We start from the raw sequence: 26,494 nt of genomic DNA, 5'->3' as shown, positions 1-26,494 counted from the left end.
TGTATTATACTCCATTAAACTTTAGGAATAAATGTTAGTCCAACGCTTTTAAAGCATTAAAAATTAATATTTAAGAATTTATAAAAAATACTACCTTTCATCTAAATAATATATCGACCAACTTTACAACGTTTCATCTAATTTTTGTGGCACCCAGTGATCTGATGAAAAACAACCGATACATTCAAATCTAATAGCTTTATCGATTTAGCCAAATCTATTTCATAACAACTACAACCAAAGAACAGGAACGACCACACAAGTAGTTCTATTCCAATCACGTCTTATTCACACATTATGAGGTACGTAATGATCCGCAAATTATGCCTTCTGATGATCTTTCTGTGTGCATCCAGCAGTATGCTGCTGGCACAAAAGACCATTTCCGGAAAAGTAACTGGTGCCAACGATAGCGCCCCACTTCCCGGTGTTACCGTAGCAGTTCCTGGTACTTCCGCCGGTACCAGTACCAATGCACAGGGAGCCTATTCGGTAACCTTACCTGCAGGCGCTCAATCCTTGCAGTTTTCATTTATGGGTTATGAAACACAATCCATTACTATTGGTAGCCAGACTACAATAAATGTTCAATTAATATCCACTACCAAAGGATTGGGAGAAGTAGTAGTTGTAGGATATGGAACGCAAACCCGCAGAGATGTAACTGGTACCATTTCCTCCATCAAGGGAACCGACATTAAGAATTTACCCGTAAGTGATGCCGGTGCCGCCATGCAAGGTCGTGTAACTGGTGTGGAAATAGTACGCTCAGACGGAGCTCCAGGTAGCGCACCCTCTATCCGAATTCGAGGTACCGGTACCATCAACAATTCAGACCCGCTTGTAATTATTGATGGAGTACCGGCTGGTGGACTAAACGATGTGAATCCTAACGATATTGCATCAATGGAAATTCTGAAAGATGCATCCTCCTCCGCCATCTATGGAACACGTGCCGCCAACGGTGTTGTTATTATCACTACCAAAAAAGGAAACTTTGGTGAAAAGCTCAATGCATCTGTAAATATCTACAGAGGTGTATCCAGCGTAATGAGATATATTCCTCTGCTCACTGCCCCCGATCTGGTGAAACTAAAACAGGAGCGCTACACCAACGATGGTGTAGCTATTGAACCTATCTGGCAAGACCCTTATTATGCTACTCAGCGTACCGACTGGCAAAGAGCCTTGTTTGGGAATGGCCACGTTACCAATGCCGATGTTAACTTACGCGGTGGCAACAACAGCTCCAACTACATGCTAAGTGCAGGATATTATAATGAAGACGGTATCATCACCAACTCCTATTTCAAAAGATATTCGGTACGCATCAACTCAGAACATAAATTTGGCAAACGTTTTAAAGTAGGAGAAAATCTTCAGTTGACCTACAAACAAAATAGTGGCCCCGATACCTATTCTTCACAAACAGGTTTAATTTTTAGTGCATTAAGATTTAATCCGGCTATCCCGGTTTACAATCCAGATGGCAGCTTCGGATCATCTAAAGCAAGCAACGAACTGGGCGATATCAACAACCCGGTATATACTGCTTTAACTACTGATAGCTGGAATAAAAATTACCGCATGTTGGGCAACGTATTTGGAGAACTGACTATCATAGATGGACTTACCTTACGTGGTAACTATGCTTTTGATGGATCACTGGTCAACAAATACAGCTTTGTTCCAAAAGTACTGGATCAAACCAGAACCCGCGATCACGCTGAATTATACAATCGTAATGAAACATATAACAATCAGTTAAGCGAGATATTTTTAACCTACAATAAAATATTCAATCGCGATCACCACATCACCGCAACCGGTGGATATTCTCAGCAAACCTCCAACAGCTCTTACTACCAGGGCGAAAGATGGGGCTATAATGATGAAAACCCGGATCAGAGAGTATTGAGCAATGGTAACGACATTCATGATGCCATCGGTAACTACTGGCCGGCAACAGCCATCGCTTCTGCTTTTGTAAGAGGTTTTTACGGGTATAAAGACAGATACCTGCTGACCCTTACTTTCAGAGCTGATGGTTCCTCAAAATTTGCACCGGGTCATCGCTGGGGTTATTTCCCTGCTTTCTCTGCCGGTTGGAGAGTCTCCGACGAGAGCTTCTTCAAAGAGAATGTAAAAGCTGTCAGCAATCTTAAAATAACCGGAGGATGGGGTCAGTTAGGTAATCAGAACGTAAACGATTTCCAATATCTTGCTACCGTAGATAAAGACCGCAAATATAACTTCGGTGAAAACCCATATACCGGTGTATGGAATTCAAGATTAGCGAATCCTGATATCACCTGGGAGAAGGCAGAAATGACCAACATCAGTTTAGAAGCTGGTTTCCTCCAGAACAGGCTTAATACCACCATTACCTGGTTCAATAAAAACACCCGTGATATGTTAGTTCCGGCTCCGGAAATGGATACCCACGGTACTTCCGCTATCCCTGATCTTAACCTGGGAGAACTGAATAATAAAGGTTGGGAAATAGAAGTAAGTTATCAGGGTGGAAAAGGTGATTTCCGCTACAATGTTGGCGCCAATGCATCCTTTATCAAAAATACAGTTACTAAACTCTATGATCCCAACAGCTACATAGGTTCAACCCCTTATGGCCGCCAGGGTCAGGAAATTTCACGCACCTATGTTGGTCAGCCTCTTGCTTCCTATTATGGCTGGAGAACCAATGGCATCTACCAATCACAGGCCGAAATAGACAGTGATCCTAACATCAGCAAAGATCCGAATAAAGATAAGATCAAACCAGGGGATGTAAGATTCCTTGATACAAATAACGATGGCATCGTAAATGATCAGGACCGTGTAAACCTGGGTAGCCCTAATCCTAAAATGGTATATGGTATCCAGGCAGGCGCCAGCTACAAGAACTTCGATTTATCGCTGTCTTTCGCTGGTGTAAGTGGGGTGAAACTTTATAACGCCGATAAAATGCAGGGAATGGATGCCAACTATCCATACAATATGTATGCAGATGCACTCAATCGCTGGCATGGAGCAGGTACCAGTAATTCAGTTCCACGTATGTCCCTGAGCAACGATAACCAGAATAACAGAACATCCGACAGATTTGTAGAAAATGGCGATTACCTGGCATTGAAGAATATCTCTCTGGGTTATACTATTCCTTCGAAAGTATGGGGCCATAGCGGGATCTCTGACTTACATATCTATGTTGCTGCACAGAATCTCTTTATGCTCACTAAATATTCTGGCCTCACTCCACAATTAGGATACAATGGCGGAACCAATGATGGTAACCGTCAGAGAGGAATCGATGTAGCAGCCTATCCACAGGCCAGAACATTTTCGTTTGGTGGAACACTTAACTTTTAATTCTGAGAACTATGCAATCAATTAAAAATATATTACTCATAACCGGTCTGACAAGCACCCTGGTTTTCGGTGGTTGTAAAAGTGTGTTAGACATCAATCCAAAAGGTAATTATTCTACCGGTAACTATTGGCGCAATCAGAGTGATGCTGTTGATGGTGTTACAGGCATTTACAATGTGCTGTTCGAAGAAGACTATACCGGGTTTAACGAATTTGTTTTCGATAACTGTTCAGATGACCAGGTAAGAGGAGGAGATCACGATTATGATGCAGTAATTGAAGATTTCTCTTACGATGCCTCTACTTACAGTGTTAGAGTGGGATGGAGATGGAAATATGAAACTATCAGTCGCGCCAACAATGTGCTGATCTATGTACCTAAAATAACCGACATCGATGCTGCAATTAAGAACCGTTGCCTCGGTGAAGCCCATTTCTTCAGAGCATTCGGTTACTGGAGATTGTTATTGATTTATGGAGATGCCCCAATTATTACTGAAGATGATGTATTGAAATCGAACTATAACAAGCCTAAGTCGACCGCCGATCAACTACGTGCACAGATAGAAACCGATTTGCTTGCAGCAGCCGATTTGTTACCTGAATCATACGGATCTGCCGACAAAGGCCGTGTAAGTAAAGGTACCGCCTGGGCTCTGTTATGTAAACTCTATATGGAGTGGAATAAATTAGATAAAGCCGTTGAAGTGGGAGAAAAAGTAACCACCAATGCGAATTATGGGTTGGCAACAAATTATGCCGATAACTTTAAAACAGCTACCGGTAATAATTCGGAAATGTTATTAGCTATTCAAACAGTAGATGGACAAGGATCCTCTGACTTTATCACTTATCATGCCCCACGTAACTGGAATGGCTGGAGCTTCTTCTACCCTACCAAAGGCCTGGTTGATGAATTTGAAGCTAATGACCCACGCAAAAACATCTGCATCATGCAACCTGGTGATCAGATAAATGTTGGTACAGGAATCGAAACCTATAAAGCCGATGCTTCCTACAGTGGTTATCATTATGCTAAGTTCTGTGCATGGAAACCTTCTGGCGGATTAGATTACTCTCTGAAAACACCACTGCTTCGCTCTGCGGATATTTACTTGCTGGTGGCTGAAGCCAAAATCCGTCTTCATGGTGCCGGCGCTGGTGATGCCGAATTAAATGCAGTTCGTCATCGTGCCTCTGCTGCTTTAACTCCGGTTACAAACGGTACTATGAAAGAACTGATGCATGAAAGAAGAGTGGAACTTTGCGGAGAAAATGAAAGACATCAGGACTTAATTCGTTGGGATAAAGCTGGGTTGGTAGACATTGTTGCCATTTATCAAAAGCCTAAGCTGGCGTATGATGGAAGCGAAATTTCAAGAGGAGGTAAAGGAAGAAAATTTGCAAAACCTAAAAACTATTACTTCCCGATGCCACAACAGGAAATCGATAGAAGTAAAGGAACATTGATTCAGAATCCGAATTTCTAATAGCAATAATTTCTGAAAAGAGCGAATTCAAAGAATCTATGAATAGACAAAAAGGGCTGTCTCAACGTTGAGACAGCCCTTTTCTATAATACTAATAAAATCTTACTTAATTCCAAATCTATAAACAGTAGTCTGATCATAGGTTTCTCCTGGTTTCAGTACCACACTTGGGAAAGAAGGTTGATTAGGAGAATCAGGGAAATGTTGTGTTTCCAGGCAAAGTGCAGCATGTTTACCATACTTCTGACCATTGCGGGTGTTGGTTAAACTACCATCCAGGAAATTGCCGGTATAAAACTGAATACCTGGTTGAGTAGTCAGTACTTCCATAGTACGGCCGCTGGCAGAATCGTATACGAAAGCGATAGATTCCAAAGCATTTTCCTTTTTATCGAGAACGAAGTTATGATCATAACCACCTTCTACTTTAGCGAGATCAGTACCAATTTTCTTAGCTGTGGTAAAGTCCATCGGTGTGCCTTTTACAGGATCCAGCTTGCCGATTGGAATTAATTTATTGTTTACCGGTGTATAGCGGTTAGCCTTCAGCATGAGCTCATGATTCAGGACATCGCTTTCTTTTCCGGCAGAAAGGTTAAAGTATGCATGATTGGTAAGGTTCAATACAGTTGGTTTATCTGTTGTTGCCTTATAATTGATTTGTAGTCCGTTATCCGGAGTAACAGTATAAACTACAGTAGCTACCATGTTTCCAGGATATCCTTCTTCACCGTCTTTACTGTTATAAACAAGTTGTAAGCTGGTATCTCCGGAAGGAGTGGCTGTCCATACAACTTTATCAAAACCTTTAAGGCCACCATGTAAAGAATTGCCATTATTGTTTGCGGCTAAAGTATATTCTTTACCATCGAGTTTAAATTTCGCGTTGGCAATACGGTTGGCATATCTTCCAACCAAAGCACCAAAATAAGGGTTGCCTGCCTGAAGATATCCTGGTAGTGAATCATAAGACAACACAACATTACCTTTTTGGCCTTGCTTATCGGCAGTAATGATGTCTGTGATAATACCTCCGTAATTCAGGATTTTTACTTCCATACCATTGGCATTTTTCAGGGTATACTGTAAAACCTCCTGCCCATCTACCTGACCATATTTGACAGGGCCATTAGCCGGGGTTGATACAGAATCCTGCTTATTACCCTCTCCCTCATTAGAAGCAGTGTTATTATTACAAGAGGCAAGAATAGCACCTCCGGAGATTAAAAGGGCAGTAAGGGCCCTAACATTCCTATTCATAACGTTTATTGGTATTAAGTGAAAAAAGAAGTACCCAATATCGGGATATTTTTCGAAAATAAAAGTTATTAGGCGTATTTTTTACACTTTTTAATTTTATTGATTATTGGCATCTTTTCGTATAAGCCTTTAGGTTGATTTTCCGTTGCTTCACTGCCTGGCTACTCTTACCACATAAACCGACCATGGCGCTATAGTTGCCGCAATACTTCTACCTTTAACAGGAAGCACTTTTTCCTCAGGTGAAATCTTCTTTGGATCATCCAGTGAATTAACTTCTGCCAGGTTATCGCTTCTCAAAACAGTCAGCTGAGCAGTCTTGGCTAATCCTTTAACTCCACTTACTGCAACATCTACTGCAACGGGCTTGGCAGATACATTAATCATTTTCACCACCAGCTCATTATTATCTACTACCGCAGAAGCATACACGCTATCCTGACCTGTTACCGGTTGGTTATCTTTCAATAATGGTACAACAGAAGTGCCTTTATTATTGGCAAATAGTTTTTGTACATAATAATTCGGAGTACCATAAGACCTGAGATTATCGAACCAGATAAGATCCGGTGTCCATTGCCAGGCATCAACATGCGCCAGTAATGGCGCATAGGAAGCCATAACTACTACATCTGCATTACGTTCTAAACCGGTCATAAAAGCTGCTTCAGCTAAGGCACTTTGCCAGATGTTTTTATTATCTCCATTTCCAATGCCCTTGCTATGTGCAGCATATTCGCCGGCAAAGATCTTTGGTCCGTTCCTATCATAACTATCATATCTGCCTGCATTTCTAAGAAACCAATCAGGTGAACTATAGTAATGTTCATCCAAAATATCTGCCTGCAATTTTCTCAGGGTATCATTCAGGAAATTGAATTTATCGCCATCGGGATTGGGTCCTAGGCTATTGACAAGTTTTATTTCAGGATGTTTTTCCCGTAGTGCTTTTGCAAATAAAGTATAGCGTTCTATGTACTCTGGCCCCCATTGCTCATTTCCGACACCCAGCATTTTTAAATTAAAGGGGGCCGGATGACCTAACTTTGCACGCAAAGCACCCCAGGTAGTAGAGGCATCGCCGTTTGCAAATTCGATCAGATCAAGAGCATCCTGAATATAAGGATCAATTTCAGTAACAGGAACAACTTCACCTGTATTATACTGGCAGGCCATTCCGCAATTCAGAATAGGAAGTGGACTGGCCCCTATATCTTCTGCCAATTGGAAATACTCATAAAATCCAAGGCCAAACGACTGATAGTAATCTGGAGTAGAGCGATGGGCAAATTCAGTATTCCATCTGTTAACCGATACTTCCCGCTGGCCCGGATCACCGATTGTTTTCTTCCATTGGTAACGTGTTGCCAGTTCCCGTCCTTCTACGATACAACCGCCCGGGAAACGAAGAAATCCAGGTTTTATATCAGCCAGTAACTGTACCAGGTCTTCCCTTAAGCCATTGGGTCGTTGTTTCCAGGTATGTTGCGGAAATAATGAAACCATGTCTATATCCAGCACTCCACTACCCTGGAAGGTCAGTTGCAGTTTAGCTTTGGGGGATGTTTGAGTTGCAGAAAAGCTAACGTTATACTGCTTCCATTCCCTGCTGTCGGGTGCTATAACGGTAGTGCCTATTGCGTTACCTGATTCATCCAATAACGTTGCTGTGATTTTAACAGGTTTGTCTGCCTGTTGCCGGGCAAATAGTGAAAGGTGATATTGCTCATTGGCTTTGATTCCCATTCCTCTGAAGCCTTCATTAATCAGCACAAAATCCTTATCACTCATTTTTGTGATGCGGGCATACCTCGGATTCTGTTGATTTGTACCTGCTCTGTTAATAATCAATACCTGCGCATTTCCGGCGGTAGCGGCCGGTTGATGCCATCCCATAAGCGGTGTATAAAACTCGAACGATCTGTTCTTTACCAGTTCCGCATATATTCCTCCATCAGCACTAAAGTTAATATCTTCAAAAAAGATTCCCCACATCTGAGGCGAAACGCTCGCTTTGATTTCATTGGCCTTTAGGGTATACTTCAAAGGTTGCTGAGCTGTTAACGGCACAGCATACACACAAAAAAGCAACACGGTTAGCCGCTTCCATCGTTGTGTTATCATAAGCTTATTTTAATTATTTATTCAATAAACATGAATTCATATAGGTTAGGCAATAAGTCAGTTGACCGGGACTTTCGTTCACGTTGAACATCAAATTAGTTTAACTGTCTTTTAAACAGTTAAAAATTTTGGTATAAAAAAATTAACTACCTTTTTTATTGATCAACTCCCGACTGCAGGGTGTGAGGATCTGGCACAAAGTTCATAAAGGCATGTAAATTGGCATTATACTTCTTCTTATCTACTTTATAATAAAATGCTCCTTTTTTAGAACTTAGTTTATCCTTATCTGTTAGCTTTACCAATAACTTTGTAGATAAAATTTTTCGACTAAAATTCCCTTTATCAAAGGTTGTATTATAGACCGATTCATATAAATTTTGTAATTGAGGTAGCGTAAACTTACCTGGCAATAACTCCAGCAGCAGCGGGTGCAAAGCAGCTTTATACCTTAATTTTTCTTTAGCCATGTTTACCATTGCTTCATGATCAAAGATCAATTCGGGATGTTGGTTGATTGGAAACCAAACTGCATGAAAATCCTCATGTAATTGTTGCTTATACTTCTGTATATCTATCAACGCACTAAAGGCCACTGAAATAGTTCTTTCTACTGTATCACGGGTAGGAGAACTGAAAATATGCAATTGCTCCATGTAAAGTCCATCCAGGCCCGTAAGGTCTTTCAACACCCTGCTTGCGGCGTCTTCGGCACTTTCATGCTCCTGGATAAATCCACCTACCAAACTCCACTTACCTTTACAAGGTTCAAATCCACGTTGTATAAGCAGCAATTTCATTTCCTGTCCGTCGAACCCGAAAATTATGCAGTCTACCGCACATAGTAGCCTTGTTTGCTGGGAGTATCTCTTCATATTACACACAATTATGTACTAAATGTACAATTCAGCCCGGATATTTAAGTATCTCTACCAGAAACGTATATATAATGCCGATAATAACAGTAATGTAATTACTATAAGCACGGTGGTAACAGGGCTGATCCTGAACATAGCCTTATCCAGCACAAAGGCTTTAGGATTAATTTTCGGACCAGCAAGGCTGATTGCAACCATAACAATCATAGTAAACATAAATGCCAATCCCATACAAATAAGAAAAGGTATTTCATATCCTCCATTGCCATTAGGATAGGCTGTATAAAATATGGTTTCATGCCCCAATACAGCCGGCGCAAACTCATTAAAGAACACGCATAAGGTGAACCCCGTAATAATCCCTGCTACCGCTGCAGCTCCGGTAGTGCGTTTCCAGAACATCCCAAGGATGAACATGGCAAAAACACCCGGACTAATAAACCCTGTATACTTCTGAATAAAAGTAAACCCTCCTGCCCCTCCTATTCCCAGTAAATCGTTCCAGGTAAAGGCAATACCCAGCAACATCGCCGCAATTACTACTAACCTCCCCGTCCAAACCAGCTGCTTTTCGGAGGCTTGTTTATTCATGTACTTCTGGTATATGTCTAATGTAAAGATGGTTGAAATACTATTGGCTTTACCTGCCAGAGAGGCAACAATAGCAGCCGTTAAGGCCGCAATTGATAAGCCTTTTAAACCTGAAGGCAGGAAACCAAGAATAGCAGCGTAAGCCCCATCCTTATTTTCGAGCCCCGGTAAATGTCCGTTCTTATGCAACACATAAGCAGCAATACCTGGTAACATTACTATTACCGGCATCATAATTTTCAGTAACCCGGCAAACAGAATACCGTTGCGGGCAGTTTGTAAATTGGCTCCTAATGCCCGTTGGGTAATATACTGATTACATCCCCAGTAGTTCAGGTTCACAATCCATTGCCCCGCTGCATACATCAGAATGCCAGGCAATACAAGATATTTGTTGATATATTCCTGAGAAGAAGAAGCATCTGGTTTAGCAAGGATCATGTGAAAATGATCCGGCGCATCTTTCATCAAAGCATTAAAACCAGCGAGTGCATTTCTTCCCAAACCAAAATGTTCACTCACTAATGTCAGCGCCATATAAGTGGTTGCCAATCCACCTATAATCAATACACTTACCTGTATCACATCTGTATATCCAATTACCTTCATTCCGCCCAGGGTAATAATAATTGCAAAAACAGATAAAGCAATCATTATGATATGCAAATACTCCCCTCCCAACAACCCATTGATAGCTAAAGCACCCAGATATAAAATAGAAGTGAGGTTAACAAACACATATAAAAACAACCAGAAAACAGCCATGATCAATGCTACTGTTTCATTATAACGCGTTTTAAGAAACTGTGGCATTGTATAAATCTTGTTCTTCAGATATATAGGAATAAACCAAACGGCAATTATGATCAATGCAATAGCAGCAATCCACTCATATGCAGCAACTGCAATACCCACAAAGAACCCATCTCCGCTCATCCCTATGAACTGCTCGGCAGAGATATTGGAAGCGATTAAAGAGGCTCCAATTGCCCACCAGGTTAATGAGCCTTCGGCCAGAAAAAAGTCTTTTGCATTTTCTGCTGTCTTCTTCTTTTTATTGTAGATCCAGTAGCCATATCCGGCTACTATAATAAAGTAGATAACAAAAACGAGGATATCGCTTGTGGAAAGTACATTTTTCATAACAAGAATTTGTTGACAAAGGGTTGATAGCTCAGGAAAAGTGGATTACGGACGGCATTGCGTATTTGAGTAGCGTTTGATAGTTCGGATGGATATAGCCGGTCCGTAATCCACTTTTAAATATTAGTATGCGGCATCATTCCAGCGTAATTCATTCTGGAAAGATCGTAGTTCTGTGTTCTTATCTATGAGTGCCAGTTCTATACCAGCCATATTTGCAAAGTCCTGCATCTGGGCAGAAGTAAGGTTCTGACTAAAACAAGTATGATGTGCTCCTCCGGCCAGAATCCAGGCTGTACAGGCTTTCTTCATGTCGGGATACGGCTTCCACAACACTCGTGCTACCGGCAATTTAGGCAAGGCATGTGGTGGAGTAATTGCTTCCACTTCATTTACCAGTAAACGGAAGCGGTTACCCATATCCACTAAAGAGGCATTAATAGCCGGCCCTCCGGCTGTATTAAAGACCAGTCTGACCGGATCTGCTTTACCTCCGATTCCCAGTGGATGTTTCTCACAAGACGGTTTACCCGCGGCAATTGATTCACATATTTCAAGCATATGTGCCCCCAGCACCATCGGCTGCTGCGGATCAAAGTGATAGGTATAGTCTTCCATAAAAGAGTTGCCTCCCGGCAAGCCGCTACCCATTACTTTCATGGCACGCACCAGTGCTGCTGTTTTCCAATCTCCCTCTCCTGCGAAACCATAACCGGCTTTCATCAGTCGTTGTACGGCCAGGCCGGGCAACTGTACCATACCGTGCAAATCTTCAAAAGTATCTGAGAAGCCTTTGTACCGACCTTCTTCCAGAAAAGCTTTTAATCCCAATTCAATTCTGGCAGCTTCTTTCAGAGCCGGGTCCTTAAGCAGTTCACTGCTTATCGTATATGCGGCAGCGTATTCTTCTACCAAAACATTTACTGCATTATCTTCAACACTATTAATTACTGCAACCAGATCTCCAATTCCATGTGTATTGCAGGAGAATCCGAATACTGATTCTGCCTCCACTTTATCACCATCTGTCACAGCCACATATCTCATATTATCTCCAAACCGAACAAAACGTGCACCTTGCCAATCGTGCCACCCGGCAGCCACACGGGCCCAGGAACCTAATTCGGCTGTTACTTCCCTATCTTTCCAATGCCCTGTAATCACCTTCCTGTTCATTCTCATTCTGCTCATCATAAACCCTAATTCTCTGTCGCCGTGCGCACTTTGATTCAGGTTCATAAAATCCATATCAATCTCATTCCATGGGATATCGCGGTTAAACTGAGTATGTAAATGGCAGATAGGCTTCTTCAAGGCTTTAAGGCCACGAATCCACATCTTGGCCGGAGAAAAAGTATGCATCCAAACCACTACTCCAATACAATTTTCGGCTGCATTTGCATTCATGCACACTGCATAGATTTCTTCAGGTGTGGTAACTATGGGTTTATAAGTTACAGTTACGGGAATCTGGCTATCTGCGTTTAAAGCAGTAGCAATTTCCTGGCTATGTGCTGCTACTTGTTTTAAGGCTTCTTCACCATATAAATGCTGGCTTCCGGTGATTAACCAGATTTCTAATTTTTTCAGATCAATCATAGATTTTTATTTATTGTCCATAGTAAGAGTCAGGACCATGTTTACGCTCGTAATGTTTCCTGATCAAAGCATCTTTCAATCGGGGTGCCTGTAGGTTGATCGCTTCAGTGAGGTAAGCCATTTTGGCTATTTCTTCCAATACCGCACTGTTATAAACAGCTTTAGCCGGCGTGGCAGCCCAGGTGAAAGGAGCATGATTACCTACCAATATCATCTCAATTTCCTCGTAGGTAAGACTCCTGTCGCTCAATGCTTTCATAATCTGAAAGCCTGTCTGGTATTCATAATTACCTGCTATTAAATCATCAGACATGGGAGTAGCACAAGGAATGTCTATTGTATTGTGGTCGGCATGGGTAGTTCCATAAATGGGAATATCGCGCTGGCTCTGTGCCCATGCGGTTGCATAGGTTGAGTGAGTATGTACAATACCTCCTATGTTTTCCCAATGCTTATATAATACAGCATGTGTAAGTGTATCAGAAGAAGGGCGCAAGGTACCATCCACTACTTTGCCGTTGAAGTCTACCACCACCATAGCATCAGGACTTAAATTCGAATATGGTACACCACTGGGTTTAATTGCAAAAACGCCGGCAGCTCTGTCTGCAGCGCTCACATTTCCGAAGGTAAATAAGACCAATCCCAATGCCGGTAGTTGCATGTTGGCTTCATATGCAGCCTGGCGAATTGCCTGAAATTGTTTCATAATAATTCCATTAATCAATATTCATAGATGCTGTAAAAGCGCCGAGTGCCTTGTATTTCCTGTATCGCTCTGTATAGATTCCAGAACGTTTGGCATCAGGGGTATACGTAGTTTCAAAACCCTGCCCCATAGCTGCCATTGCATCTTCAACAGTAGCATATAATCCTGCAGCAGTAGCTGCAAACATTGCAGCACCTAATGCGCAGGTTTGTTCGGACTTATGAATTCGTATAGGCATATTCATTACATCGGCCATCATTTGCATGATAAACGGCGATTTCTTTGCTACTCCTCCTATTCCGATCAGGCCTTTTACGGGTACCCCTTCTCTTTCAAAACGTTCCACAATAGCCCTGGCACCAAAGCAGGTTGCCTCAGCTACAGCCCTGAACATTCGCGGCGCATCGGTAGCGAGATTTAGTCCGGTTACAGTTCCTTTCAGTGATTGATCGGCATCCGGAGTACGTCGCCCATTCAACCAATCGATAGCCCATTCGCTGTTTTCATCCGGTTCAATAGCAGCAGCCTGGCGCGAAAGTTCTGAAATGATCTTTGCGTTAGCTTCCCGGATATGTTTTTTGAGATCCGGTGAAGTAGTATCATTGAAAAGATGTTGCAGAGGCCATGACAATACATTACTAAACCATGCATAAGCATCCCCGAAAGCCGATTGGCCGGCTTCCATTCCCATCATCCCCGGGATTACCGAACCGGGCACCTGACCACAGATTCCTTTTACCAAAGTATCTCTTACTTCTGCCAATGGAGCCACCAACATATCACAGGTGGAGGTGCCCATCACTTTACTGAGATGATAAGGTTCTATTTGTCCGCCTACCGCCCCCATATGCGCGTCAAAAGCTCCTATGCCAATTACCACGGAAGTAGAAAGCCCTAAGCGCTGCGCCCATTCGGGGCAAAGGTTACCAGCTGCTTCGCTGGATGTATAGGTATTGGTAAAGAGGCGTTGAGTGAATCCCGTGAGTAAGGGATCAATAGCCGTAAAGAAGCTATCTGGTGGCAAGCCACCGAATTCTTCTGCATATAGAGCTTTATGGCCAGCGGAACAGATACCACGTTTTATTTCACGCGCATTGCTCCCTCCTGCCAGCAGGAAAGGAATCCAGTCGCAATGTTCAACCCAGGAATAGGTAGCATTTCTAACTGCTTCGTCTACACGCCAGATATGAAGTAATTTGGCCCAAAACCATTCGGAGGAGTAAATACCTCCTACAAAACGCAGATAGTTTTCATGAAATGTAGCGGCTGTTGCATTGATGGCGGCGGCTTCTTTAATAGCAGTATGATCTTTCCACAATACAAACATCGCATTGGGATTATCCTTAAATGCAGGAAGCAAGGCCAATGGAGTACCAGTTTCATCAACCGCTACTGGTGTGCTACCGGTAGTATCTACCGAAATAGCGCGGATATTTTCAACCACGTCAGATGTAACCTGTTGCAGGCAATCTTTGATGGAAGTTTCAAGGCCTTCAATATAATCGAGCGGGTGTTGTCTGAACTGGCTCTGGCCAGGATTGCAGAACAGGCCTTCTTTCCAGCGAGGGTACTGAAATACGGCTGCCGCAACTTCTTTTCCATTTTGAGCATCTACGATTATAGAACGTACCGAATCTGTTCCATAATCGACCCCAATAACATAGGATGCCTTCATCTGTTCTTTATTAATTGTTACTTAGACACTTATATAAATTGAGCTAAAAAAACGGCAGTCTGAAATCGACATACCGTTTTTGTTCCTCGTATTATTTCAATTCCAATACTACTACAGAGAACGGAGGTAGCTTAACAGTAAGTGTATTGTTTTTCAACACTGCTCCATTAAAAGCTACAGGCTTGATTTTATCAGGTTGTGAAACACTGTTATGATCCTGCAGTTTGGTGGAAGTGAGTATACGTCCGTTAACTGTTTTATAGGCATCCTGTGTGTTGATAGAAAGTTCCTGAGACTTGCCGGCATCAATATTCACCAATGAAATATGGGTTACACCTGCTTTATCTTTAGAAGCAGAAGCAGTGATAGCAGGAAGTTTGCTTTTACCGAAGGTATAGTCGTTACTTTGAATATCAATCGGGATCAGTGTAGCATCCTGATGCACATTGTACATCTCCATTACGTGGTAGGTGGGCGTCAGGATGATTTGTTCTTTATTTGTAAAGATTACAGCCTGTAATACGTTGATAGTTTGTGCAAGGTTTGCTATCCTCACTCTGTCGGAATGATTGTTAAAGATATTGAGGGTAACTCCGGCAATCATAGCGTCTCTCATTGTGTTTTGCTGAAAGAGGAAACCAGGATTCGTTCCTGCCTGCACGTTGTACCAACCACCCCATTCATCAACTACTAATGCCACTTTTTTCTTAGGGTCGTATTTGTCCATGATGGCACTATGCTTGCGTACCAATGTGTCCATAAAACAGGCGGAAGACATAGTCTGAAAATACTGTTCTTCAGAAAAATCAACAGCATCTCCTTTTTTGTTCCAGTCAATCACTGCATAGTGGTGTAATGCCATTCCATCCAGCATATGACCGGGGATATTTTTCATGAGTACTTCTGTCCAGTTATAGTCAGATGAGTTGGCGCCGGAAGCAATTTTAAATAATGGTCCGCTCATGAAGGTAGAATACTTGCGATAGATATCTGCATAATATTCAGGTCTCATATTTCCACCACAGCCCCAGGCTTCATTACCAACACCCCAATAGCGTACTTTCCAGGGCTCTTTTCTGCCATTTTCCTGGCGGAGGTCAGACATCGGGCTTTTACCCGGGAAGTTTACATATTGCACCCAATCAGATAATTCCTGTGCAGTGCCGCTACCAACATTGCCGGCCAGGTAAGGTTCTGCACCCAGCACTTCGCACATATTGAGAAAGTCGTGAGTACCGAAGCTATTATTTTCTGTAACATTACCCCACCAGGTGTTTACGATGGTTGGTCGTTTGTCTTTAGGCCCGATTCCATCTTTCCAGTGATAGGTATCAGCAAAACAGCCACCTGGCCAACGGAGATTAGGAATTTTCAATTTGCGCAATGCGGCAATAATATCATTTCGCACTCCATTAGTATTAGGAATGCTGGAAGTATCCCCAACATAGAATCCTCCATAGATACAATTACCTAAATGCTCAGCAAAGTGGCCATAGATATTTTTATTAATAGTTTGAGTTGGCGCATCAGTACGGAAGGTTACTTTATTTTGTGCCTGTATGGCTGTTGAAGATAGCAACAGGCCCAGGATTCCCGTGCGGATATAACTATGTTTTTTCATAACGAGGATTTAAATTATTCTTTACTCTGAATCAAAAGAACAAAATAATTGTCACATTTACAATTAAAAAGTTTTAAAAAACTTTTTCAGCATTTCAAATCCTTAACTATCAATCTTTTCAGCAGCAGATTTTTTTTAGGATGACATCAAAATCGGTTTTCCTTACATTTGCTCAATTTTCTGAAGATGAAGCATTTTATACTGGCAAGTACTTCTACCTTGTATGGAGAGGGGTATCTCGAATATTTACAACCGGCTATAAAGCAATTATATGCGGGAGTAGATGAAATTGTGTTTGTTCCGTATGCCCGTCCTAACGGTATATCGCACGATGATTATACGGCTAAAGCCGCCGAGGCCTTTGCCAAGGCAGGCATCAGGGTTCGTGGCCTGCATACCTTTGCAGATCCTGCAGCGGCAATTAAATCGGCTAAAGGCTTTTTTACTGGTGGAGGAAATACTTTTCTGTTGGTAAAGCAATTACATGAGCTGTCCTTAATGAAAGTACTGGCCGAAGCCGTACTAAATGGTACTCCATATATGGGTTGCAGTGCCGGCAGTAATATAGGTGGAGTTACCATGCAAACAACCAACGATATGCCCATTGTATATCCTCCCAGTTTCAATACTATGGGGTTGATTCCTTATAATCTTAATCCGCATTATCTGGACCCCATCGCTGGTTCTCAGCATATGGGTGAAACCAGGGAAACACGCATCCGTGAGTTTCATACTCAAAACAATACTCCGGTTATTGGCTTAAGAGAAGGTAGCTGGATCTATGCAAAAGGAGAGCAACTTACACTTGAAGGCAAATTGAGCGCCCGGATTTTCCTTGCCGGCGCAGAGCCATATGAACTACCAACCGGAAGCTCCTTATCCGGGCTGTAAGAATTCCCATAAAAGAACAATCATTCTTTTATATTTGCTAAATGCGCACCAAAGATGAAAGCAAAGAGATTTTAATAAGGGATAAGGCTATCGAAATGATCGTCAACGAGGGTTTCGATGGCCTTAGTATGCATAAACTGGCCAAAGCGGCCAATATATCTGCCGCCACCATTTATATATATTATAAGAATCGGGAAGATTTGCTGAACAAGTTGTTTGCGCATGCAACTGATACCTTTATGGCTGCTACATTGCAGGACTTTATTCCTGAAACCGATTTCGAATCAGGGTTATGGAAACAATGGAATAATCGCCTGCAGCATATTATCGACTTTCCATTGTTGTATAAATTTCTGGAACAGTTCAAGAGTTCACCTTTAATTAAGAAGCAGCCCAGCTTACAGGAAGATATATTCAGAGCGGCAATGAAACGCTTCGTAGAGCATGCTGTTGAAAAAAAGCAGATTATTGAGTTACCCCTGGAAGTTTTCTGGGCATTGGCCTATGGCTCCTTCTATACGCTGGTGAAGTTTCATCTGGAAAATGCTACTATGTCGGGCCGCCCGTTTGAGTTTAATCAACATCTCTTAAAGCTTACTTTCCAACAAACCTTAAAAGCATTGGTAATTCAATAAAAAAGCGAAAGCATTGCTGCTTTCGCCCTATTAAAATTACTTATGATTACTTAGCCATATCTATCTTGACTTTTTTATTCTTGATCTTTTCATTTTTGATCAATTCTAAGGTAAAGCTCATTTTTGATCTGACGATTGCTGCAAAGGAGAAGAAATCCTTAACATCAACCAATCCAATATCGTCTTTCTTCAATTGACCTTTCTTTGATAAGAACCCAACGATATCAATTTTATTTACTTTATCTTTTTTACCTGCACCTATAAATATTGTTACCCATTTTGGTTTTTCTGGCAAAACCGCTTTTTCCGGTAATTCTATGGTACTAACCTGTTCTTCTTCCAGGTAAGACATTAATTTTTCATCAGGTGCCAGCACAACAATAGCGGTACCACTAGCTTCCATACGGGCAGTACGACCGTTTCTGTGAGTCCAGCTATCTTCTGTATGAGGCAGATGGAAGTGTATGATGTAGCGGATATGCGGGATATCCAGTCCTCTGGCCGCCAGGTCTGTGGTTACCAGCACATTTACGGTTCCGTTTCTGAATTTTGTAAGAGCAACATCTCTATCGCGCTGCTCCATAGCACCATGATAGAATGTGTTGAGAATCCCTTTTTCAGAGATCATTTTGCTGGTACGTTCTACAGCCTCTCTATGGTTGCAGAATACAATGGTAGATCTGTTACCCAAATGGCAAATTAATCTGAACAGTGTATCTACCTTATCGTTTTCAGGAGCCAGCACTTGTTTTAATTCCAGTCTTGGAGCGGTGTTTCCATCTTCCGGGAGGAAGTCGAGGCGCGCCGGAGCTTCCAACACTAAAAATTCCGGGATATCAACACCTTCAGTAGCGGATGTAAGAATATGCTTTTTTACATTTGGCAAAGATTCTACAATAAAGCCTACTTCTTCCTGGAAGCCCAGTTCCAGTGTTTTATCAAATTCGTCGAGTACCAGCGTTTCTATTCCGTCGGTCACAATATTTCCTCTGCGGATATGATCGCCCAATCTGCCGGGGGTACCGACGATCAGTGCAGGAGCTTCTATCAGGTTGTTTTCTTCGGTTTCTCTGAGATGTCCGCCATAACAGGCAGTTACCTTATAGCCCGTGGTCATCTGCCGGAATACTTTTTCTATTTGCAGGGCCAGTTCTCTGGAAGGCACCACCACAAGCGCCTGAGTTTTTTTATTATCGGCCTTCAGTCTTTCCAGTACAGGCAGTAAAAAAGCCAATGTCTTTCCGGACCCGGTTGCCGACAACAGGATCACATCTTTATGCTCCTGGTTAGCCTTTATGGATGCCTCCTGCATTTCGTTCAGAGCATCGATCTTCAGATTGGTAAGAATATTACCAAATTTGTTACTATTTTTTTGCATTGCCGCAAAAGTACGAAGAATCCGACAAAGCTATAGATCAGCCTTCACTTATATAGCATAGTATGAGGCCAGCTTTGAAAGAATCAAAGCTGGCCTCCATACTATATTTAATTTTTATTTTTTTGTGAAAGTATTCCTTGCATCAACTAATACCCTGGATTCTGCTTCATTCCATTATAATTAATCATAAAGTCAATTGGAATCGGCAACAATTCATTTTTAGGGCTTGTGTAACCTTTCGCAGCCAATACGGACTGTGCGATTCCCCAACGTTGCAAACACACAAAGCGGTTACCTTCCCTGAGCATCTCTTCGTTCCAGTTATTCCTTAATGTGCTCCTGACCTGGGCGGCTGTATTAGTCATAGACAGCAACAGGCCGGTAGGCAGACGATTGCAAAGCCGGTTGTTATAGTTTACAACATCTTGCGTAACACCTGATTGCTCCAGCAATCCTTCTGCTGCTATCAGGTACATTTCTCCCAATCTGATGGTAGGGCACCTACTGGTGGGCAAATTACCATGAATGCCGCCATAAATAAAGTACGGATTGAACTCAGACAATTGAGCCTGCCCAGAGAGATCCCATATCACCTCAGCATTTGGAGCTGTAGTAAATATATTGGTGTAAGACGGTAACAACTGGTATATACCGCTATTCAGCACTGATTGGGCATAGATTGTTGCATTCTTATAATCCTTCTGCAGCAGTGCATTTCTTGCGAGGAGCGCTGAAGCAGCTCCTTTGGTGAGTCTGAAGGTCTGATCCTGTGGCCATTGCAGAGGCAATCCGGCAGCTGCCTCTTCCAGGTCTTTCTTCACCTGTTCATATACCAACTGGCGATTATTGGCATTTGAAAAATCAGGTGGGATTATTACGCCGTTCAGCACAGGGATATTGCCGAAATAAGTATATAGCTGAAGATAAATATATGCACGAAGCGCTTTGGCCTGGGCAATTACGGTAGCCTTATCAGTTAAATCAGGCAATCCCGGTACATCTCTTATTATCCTGTTTAGCTGCGGCAATGCTTGCAAATATGCACCATTCCATAGGTTGGCAAATACAGGTTCTTGCGGTGTAAATGCAAAATTATCTATAGCCTGCCATTTTGCGCTAGTAGCATCTGCATTATCACTCAGATAGCCATCCAGCATCGTAAAATTGAGAAATGCTTGAGCTTCCACTTCATAACAGCTTTGCAATAAGGCAGTAGCGGCTTCCAGACTGGTAATCGCCTTCAGATTGTTGTTATTGCTATAACCAATTAACACCGAGGCCGAAGCAGCCAATCCTTGTTGCGCATTTACCGAAGCATAAGGTAATGCCACGAAATCGTTATTGTCAATGCGCCCATCACCATTAGCATCCAGGAAGCGAAAATTCCCTGGCGCCGCATTGGGCTGTTGTGGACTGGAAGTTACTTCAGCCTGGGTCTGGAAAAGTGAATCGAATGCATATCCTGCCAGGACTCCATTTACAGGTTGCGGGTTCCAGAATCCTTTCTCTTTGAAAATATTGCTCATATCCCCCTTTGTAGCAACAACATAGTAAGTACCTACAGCAACATTGTTGAATTTTGCCTTTCCATTGTTATCTGTTTCGGTGGTGTAAGCCGGGGGTTTGCCGGTTGCATAATCTCCACGTGAACTGTACAACGCTACCACTGCCCCTCCGGTTACTACCCCTCTTGGTTTTGTGGCAGACCAGTTTGTGGCATCCCATACTGTAATGACAAGTGACGGGTTCGTATTTAATAGCCCGTTAATAGTATAGATCATCGTTTTATCGCCAGTTATTCCGTCTTTTGCGGTTAGCAGAACGCCATTCACCCGAATATCGTCGCCGGTTTTGGTGATAGTCAAAGTTTTTCCACTCATACTGGTGAAATGCGCGTTGTTGGTCAATGAGCTGGCACTGATAAGTCCTTTCACCACATAATCCTGTAAGTCGGAAGAGTCGGGCAAGCTTTCACGCAACTGCAAATTCTCTGTCGATGCCTTACGGCCACCGGAATTTTTAAAGGCGCTGCTCACTGGAGCAAACACAGTGATACCCTGGGCAACATCTTCATTACTTAATTGCAAGGTTTTTAGGTAAGGAGCAAATTCACTGAGGCTATCAATTTTGGCTACTTGTCCGTTCAATGCTTTTACAAGGTTTTCAGCATCCCGATTCTCAGTTGGCTGTGCTTTATCTTTTTTACAGGCAGCTGCAAATAATACTATAGCGATCAATAATGCTAAATGTCTCTTTAAAGAACAATTCATAAAATATATTAGTTTGGGAGTATAATATTTCGTTCTGATATTGGCTTTAAAATCTTATGGCTGTTTATTTCTAGTAAACTTTTTCCCAGCCACTAAACAATCAGATTTACTCATTCTTTTCAACAGTTATGGATATCCAAAAAGTACCCTTGTGGCACAGATCATAAGATAGGAGGTAATTTTCTACTTTTTGATAGAGTTCAGGCAATAAAAAATTAAATCAAGGCCCATCAAGGAAATAAACATTAATTTTTTTACTTATATTATTACATATCAGATCTCATTATCGTATACACATTGCTGTTACAAAACTAACAGCAGATATTTCCATCTGCAATAGCTATTTATAACTAAAAATTCTGGAAATGATTGATATTAGCAATATTAGATCAACAAGACACTGTGCAGGTATTCCGAACCCTGATTGTATTATTACCCATCTTAAAACAATCGGGTCGGCCAATTATGTCCTATATTGGTATGGAAGGAGAACCTTCCTATCATAACGTTGATGTTCAAAACTCTTTCCTCTCAAAATCAATTTAATAAGTAACAGAGAAAGAGAGGTACTTTTTCATTTGATTGAAGGTAGGCTCAGTAAGGAAATCTCAGGGTTGCCAGGTATTAGTAAAAATACAGTAGACAACCATCGAAAGAATATGTTGCTTAAAATGGAAGTGACCAATACCAGTGAATTAGTGTACAAAGCTATTAAAGATGGGCTCATATGCATAAGACTATCCTATTTACATAACTTTAATTGCTGATTTTTAGGATATCCAAAATCGTTTGGTAATACCCATCTGGCTTTGTAGATTTTCCAGCCCGCTTGCCCGGCAACACGCTTACCAGCAGCATCCAGCACCTCATCTGTCCACCATTGTTCCTTGGGCTTAACGATAATGGTCGGATAGCCTTTAGGGCCATTGGAAATACTTTTAATGTCTTGTTGAATAACCTCTGCCTGCACAAACTTTTTGGTAATCACATCAAACTGGTAAACATTATTCTCATTTGTGAACCATAATTGAGTGCCGGACCCATATACAGGGAAAAGATCATGTGAATCTTTTCCCGGAATAGGATATACCGCGTCTTCAATCAAATCGGGATGCTCACAATCATAGTTGTATTTAAAGGCAATCAGGGTATCCAGACCGGCAGACCATAACCTGTTTCTCTGCTTATCCCAAACCACATTATGACCGAAAGTGATATAAATTTTCTTCTTATATACCTCCGGATAATTGACTGTATCGGTTTTGAAGAGCATCAGGTAGTTATCTGTGCTGGATGCTGTAACAATATTACCATCAGGTAATAATTCGGCCGAATGGGTATTTCCACCTGCATAAGCATAAAACACTGTCTTTTTATCAGCAATTCTGATTAGTGCCACTCCTCCACCCGATGCATTCATCAATACATACTGGCTGTTATAAACGACCTTGGCATCACTTGGAGTATTAAACCACTTTACATCCTTAGGTTTCACATTTGAATTGGCAGCCTTCCATTCCCAAACTATTTCACTATTGGCAGCATCAATGATTATTATACGATTCTGCGACTGTTCGGCTATTACCATGCATTGCTTACAATTTTGTGCCTGAATTGACAACGTAATTGTTAACAGTCCGACAAAGAGAAAAATTGATTTCATTTTTCACAGGATTAATATTCCATAAATATAATAGCTATAAATTTTGGGAGCGTATAACATTTGATAAGCGGAATGGGGATTGATTTTATTTTGATGGATTTGTTTGATTGGATCAATACTGAAAATGGGTTTTATATTGATTTCAATCTGATGAAACTCAATACCAATTGGATTATGAGAATGGATTTCTAAATTTATTGATCTTTAATTGCCTGACTTATTTTCTGTAGCTGCCGGCAGGGCGGGGGCATGCCCAATGCTATTAAGTTAAGAGGAAGGATGTTGATCGAATTGAATTCGATTTAAAGGACTTGGTTCCTTAACCGTAGTTAGGGCAGGGGTAAACCCTGCCCCTACAGGATTTCATCGAAACTATATTTTCATCAGGTAGATATATTTCATGTTAAATGGCAATCTACTAATTTCAATTCTTTAAAGAAATAAATCTACAATATAGAAACTGTAATGTGCTGAAGCCCTGTAGGGACAGGGTTTACCCCTGCCCTAACTACGGTTAAGGAAATTTATCAATCACTTAAAAACAATAAAAACAACGCCTATTCCTCTTAACTTAATAGCATTAGGCTTGCCCCCGCCCAATTTACGGTCACAGAAAATAAGTCAAGCAATTAAAGATCAAATAAATTTAGAAATCCATTTACATATATATAACATCAACCTAAAAATAAAAAAGGCGCTTCAAAATTGAAGCGCCTTACTATTTGGACAAAATTTATCTTAGAATTTGTAAGAAACAGTTCCTGTAAATTGGGTAGGAGGAATTGGATTGATGCTATAGTTCTCGTGTACGTAATAGTTGTAAGTATTAGTAACGTTAGAAACTTTAGTCATGATACCAAAACGTTTGTAGTTATAACCTACGCTCAGGTCCAAAGTAGAGAAACCAGGAACTGAAATCAGGCGGTTGCCTACAGCTGGATCAAATTTTCCATTAACATCAGTAGTATTGTTCCAACCTGCAAAACGTTGACCAATGTAGTAGTAACCCACACCAAATTTCAGGCCTTTCAGTTTTGATTGCTGTAAAGTATAGAATACGCTGGCATTAGCAGTATGATTTGGATTACCAACCAGGCGTTCTCCACTTACTGATCCATTGGTGCCTGCACCATTTTCGATGGTCATGCTGTTATAGCTATAGCCACCAATTACATCCAATCCTGGAAGCGGGTGACCAGCCAAATCTACTTCAACACCCTGGCTTAAAGTTTCACCAACAAGTGCTTTAAAATTAGTGTTATTGTTTTGCTTACCATCTTTATCGAATGGTGCAGTTTGTACGTAGTTGTTATTACGTATGCGGTATAATGTTACGTTAGCAGATAATAATCCTTTAAGCAGATCATTTTTCACACCCACCTCATATTGAGAGATAGTAGATGCAGGTAATGGGTTGCTGTAGATATCATTTCCTGTGTTTGGCGTAAATGAAGTAGAATAGCTCGCGAAGATGGCAGTAGCAGGAATTGGTTTATAAACAACACCGATACGAGGAGAAAATGCATTATCGTAACGTGCATTGTTATTATTCTTTTTACCACCATTAATCATATCATAGGTAATAGTGTTTTCAGTTTGTAAGTAAGAGAATCTTACTCCGGCCAGCACTTTCACCTTTTCAGAAATGCTGATTAAATCCTGAACATATACACCAACTCTGTTGATTGGGGTGTTAGTCAAAGATTTTAATGTATCTACAGGCATATCGGTACGACGTGGGTATTTGTTTAAGTCAAATACGTTCACGCTATCATAGATACCAGCTGTTTTTGGAAGAATTGTTGGAACACCATAAGTGTAGGCACCAGTCAGATAACGATCTGCATCTACACCAGCCAATACAGTGTGTTCTACATTTCCGGTTTTGAATCTACCAGTCAGGTCTACCTGCGCTGCATAATAATCTTCGTTGGTTGCATTTCTTCCTAAAGGACGTTTCCACTCTCCCTTTGCATCTGCCTGAATTCTTTCAACCGCATAGTAATTACGATCGTATTTAGAGTAGGCAATGTTACCAGTCAGAGTCCAGTTGTTGTTCAACTGATGCTTTAGGTTTGCAGAAGTTGTGGTTTGTTGGGTATGTGCATATTGCCATGGAGCGCCGTAAAAAGTATTACGAGGTACTTCTGCAATAGCTGTACTATTAATTGAACCTATTCCGAAATCAGGAGTAAAATCGTGTTTCAGGTAATCGGCCTGCACAAGCAATTCGGTACGATCACTGAGTTTGAAGAGCATTGATGGATTGATGTAATAGCGTTTGCTATGTACCTGATCGCGGTAGCTATCAGCAGTTTCGAAAGTACCGTTTACTCTGTATGCTACTTTGTTGGAAATAGGACCGTATACATCGAAAGCAGGTTTTAATAAACCATAGCTACCGGCACGCAGATTCACTTCTCCACCGAAATCGAATTTAGGTTTCTTAGTAACCATGTTCATTACAGCACCCGGAGCAACATTACCATACAGGATGGCAGCGCTACCTTTCAGTATTTCCACTTTTTCAAGTCCGCTCATTTCCGGCATTGCACCAGAGTTAACGCGGGCACCATTTTTAAAAGTATTGGTGCTGGAGAAACCATAACCACGAGCGTTGAAGGTTTCCTGGGTACCAGCTCTCATAGAAGCTACGTAAACGCCATTTACATTCTTAACAACATCGCTCATTCTCTGAACCTGTTGTTCTTCCAGCGTTTTCTGGCCAATTACTGTAGCACTTTGAGGAAGATCCATCGCGGCAATCGGTAATTTTCCGATGCTGAGAGATCTTTTATTAATTGTTTTACCGTGAGCGCCTGCCACTACAATTTCATTCAGCTGACTGGAAGTTGCTTCCAGAGCACAGGTAAATTCTGTAGTACGGTCAGATTCTACGGTAACTTCTTTATTTAAGGTTTTTGTACCAGTGTAAGAAACCACCAATACATATTTTCCCGGTTTGATATTTCTTAGTGAGAACAGTCCATCTTCCCCTGTTAACGTTCCTTTCTTTGTGTCTTTAATACCAATAGTTACAAATGCAGCTGGTTCACCATCTGCCGAGGTAATTTTTCCCTTAATGTGTCCGTGTTGAGCTATTGCAGCGAGATTAACCAGAATTAGGCTGAGAATTAAGTAAAACTGTTTCAATTCCAAATAATTTTCGGCAAAGAAACGGCTACATTAATTCCTAAT

The 26,494-nt window shown here is 41.5% G+C and carries 17 protein-coding genes; 5 read left to right on the top strand and 12 right to left on the bottom strand.

The annotated features are described in order from the left end of the window. The first annotated feature begins 333 nt into the window (after positions 1 to 333). Both DVR12_RS01015 and DVR12_RS01010 read left to right on the top strand, forming a co-directional pair. Complete coding sequence (locus tag DVR12_RS01015; RefSeq protein WP_199417013.1) at positions 334 to 3,369, top strand: SusC/RagA family TonB-linked outer membrane protein; 3,036 nt, start codon at positions 334 to 336, stop codon at positions 3,367 to 3,369. Positions 3,370 to 3,380: 11 nt separating this feature from the next. After that, positions 3,381 to 4,859, top strand: a complete 1,479-nt coding sequence (locus DVR12_RS01010) for a RagB/SusD family nutrient uptake outer membrane protein (protein WP_116973592.1) — start codon at positions 3,381 to 3,383, stop codon at positions 4,857 to 4,859. 102 nt (positions 4,860 to 4,961) lie between these two features. On the opposite strand, the gene DVR12_RS01005 is transcribed toward DVR12_RS01010, so the two are convergent. From DVR12_RS01005 to DVR12_RS00970, 8 genes are all read right to left on the bottom strand, one after another. Continuing rightward, positions 4,962 to 6,119, bottom strand: a complete 1,158-nt coding sequence (locus tag DVR12_RS01005) for an aldose epimerase family protein (protein WP_116973591.1) — start codon at positions 6,117 to 6,119, stop codon at positions 4,962 to 4,964. Between the two features lie 150 nt (positions 6,120 to 6,269). Continuing rightward, positions 6,270 to 8,243, bottom strand: a complete 1,974-nt coding sequence (locus DVR12_RS01000; RefSeq protein WP_116973590.1) for an alpha-L-arabinofuranosidase C-terminal domain-containing protein — start codon at positions 8,241 to 8,243, stop codon at positions 6,270 to 6,272. A gap of 155 nt (positions 8,244 to 8,398) precedes the next feature. Beyond that, complete coding sequence (locus DVR12_RS00995; RefSeq protein WP_116973589.1) at positions 8,399 to 9,118, bottom strand: NUDIX hydrolase; 720 nt, start codon at positions 9,116 to 9,118, stop codon at positions 8,399 to 8,401. Positions 9,119 to 9,172: 54 nt separating this feature from the next. Then, positions 9,173 to 10,855 (bottom strand): sodium:solute symporter family transporter, encoded by a 1,683-nt coding sequence (locus DVR12_RS00990; protein ID WP_116973588.1) that lies wholly within the window; start codon positions 10,853 to 10,855, stop codon positions 9,173 to 9,175. A gap of 123 nt (positions 10,856 to 10,978) precedes the next feature. Next, a complete protein-coding gene (gene araA, locus DVR12_RS00985) occupies positions 10,979 to 12,454 on the bottom strand; it encodes an L-arabinose isomerase (RefSeq protein ID WP_116973587.1) in 1,476 nt (491 codons plus the stop codon). Between the two features lie 10 nt (positions 12,455 to 12,464). Next, a complete protein-coding gene (araD, locus tag DVR12_RS00980) occupies positions 12,465 to 13,163 on the bottom strand; it encodes an L-ribulose-5-phosphate 4-epimerase AraD (RefSeq protein WP_116974216.1) in 699 nt (232 codons plus the stop codon). Positions 13,164 to 13,173: 10 nt separating this feature from the next. Further along, entirely contained in the window at positions 13,174 to 14,838 is a 1,665-nt protein-coding gene (locus DVR12_RS00975; protein WP_116973586.1) for a ribulokinase, read from the bottom strand. Positions 14,839 to 14,929: 91 nt separating this feature from the next. Continuing rightward, positions 14,930 to 16,459, bottom strand: a complete 1,530-nt coding sequence (locus tag DVR12_RS00970) for an alpha-N-arabinofuranosidase (protein ID WP_116973585.1) — start codon at positions 16,457 to 16,459, stop codon at positions 14,930 to 14,932. A gap of 186 nt (positions 16,460 to 16,645) precedes the next feature. On the opposite strand from DVR12_RS00970, the gene pepE reads away from it, so the two are divergent. Both pepE and DVR12_RS00960 read left to right on the top strand, forming a co-directional pair. Then, positions 16,646 to 17,350, top strand: a complete 705-nt coding sequence (pepE, locus tag DVR12_RS00965; RefSeq protein WP_116973584.1) for a dipeptidase PepE — start codon at positions 16,646 to 16,648, stop codon at positions 17,348 to 17,350. Between the two features lie 41 nt (positions 17,351 to 17,391). Continuing rightward, positions 17,392 to 17,985: a TetR/AcrR family transcriptional regulator gene (locus tag DVR12_RS00960; protein WP_116973583.1), complete on the top strand. Its 594-nt coding sequence runs from the start codon at positions 17,392 to 17,394 to the stop codon at positions 17,983 to 17,985. A 46-nt stretch (positions 17,986 to 18,031) separates the two neighbouring features. Here DVR12_RS00960 and DVR12_RS00955 read toward each other — a convergent pair whose 3' ends face one another. Beyond that, a complete protein-coding gene (locus tag DVR12_RS00955; protein WP_116973582.1) occupies positions 18,032 to 19,363 on the bottom strand; it encodes a DEAD/DEAH box helicase in 1,332 nt (443 codons plus the stop codon). 146 nt (positions 19,364 to 19,509) lie between these two features. Next, on the bottom strand, positions 19,510 to 21,633 hold the full coding sequence (locus DVR12_RS00950) for a RagB/SusD family nutrient uptake outer membrane protein (protein WP_116973581.1): 2,124 nt from the start codon (positions 21,631 to 21,633) through the stop codon (positions 19,510 to 19,512). 536 nt (positions 21,634 to 22,169) lie between these two features. Between DVR12_RS00950 and DVR12_RS28085 the strand changes: the two genes are divergently transcribed. After that, positions 22,170 to 22,400, top strand: coding sequence for a response regulator transcription factor (locus DVR12_RS28085; protein ID WP_116973580.1), 231 nt, complete (start codon positions 22,170 to 22,172; stop codon positions 22,398 to 22,400). Here DVR12_RS28085 and DVR12_RS00940 read toward each other — a convergent pair. Next, entirely contained in the window at positions 22,376 to 23,296 is a 921-nt protein-coding gene (locus tag DVR12_RS00940) for a DUF6528 family protein (protein ID WP_147323391.1), read from the bottom strand. The genes DVR12_RS28085 and DVR12_RS00940 overlap by 25 nt on opposite strands. Before the next feature lie 738 nt (positions 23,297 to 24,034). Further along, positions 24,035 to 26,449 carry a TonB-dependent receptor gene (locus DVR12_RS00935; RefSeq protein WP_233522108.1) on the bottom strand — a complete coding sequence of 805 codons (2,415 nt, stop codon included), beginning with the start codon at positions 26,447 to 26,449 and terminating at the stop codon, positions 24,035 to 24,037. Between the last annotated feature and the right edge of the window lie 45 nt (positions 26,450 to 26,494).

It is taken from the genome of Chitinophaga silvatica, assembly GCF_003419895.1.
Classification (GTDB): Bacteria; Bacteroidota; Bacteroidia; order Chitinophagales; family Chitinophagaceae; genus Chitinophaga; species Chitinophaga silvatica.
This window is presented reverse-complemented; position numbering and strand designations above follow the sequence as displayed.